The organism is Halohasta sp. A2 (assembly GCF_056175805.1).
This window is the reverse complement of the sequence record NZ_JAQFWV010000312.1, coordinates 1-255: the sequence shown is the minus strand read 5'-3', so window position 1 is coordinate 255 and position 255 is coordinate 1. Positions and strand designations below refer to the sequence as shown.

The 255-nt window shown below is 54.9% G+C and carries 1 pseudogene; it reads right to left on the bottom strand.

Annotated elements, in window-relative coordinates:
* A pseudogene (locus O2S87_RS19265) lies at positions 1-255 on the bottom strand (ISH3 family transposase); the annotation flags it as partial.

Here is a 255-nt window from a genome sequence, read left to right as displayed (position 1 = left end):
CGACCGCATCGGCCTCACTCTCATCACTGCGCACGTACGTCATAGCCAGCGTCACCGGCTTACCGTTTGAAACGAGGTATGCTGAACAATAGCGGTGACACGTTGTTGTACCGTCTTTAGCGGCCATCCGACAGAGTTCGCCGATCTCATCGGCGTACGTTCCGTGATAGGGGTTATCGACGAAATCAATGGAGACGATCCTCGACCGGTCAGGGTCGAGGATCGTCATTGCCATCTCCTTCAGTAGGTCGTTAG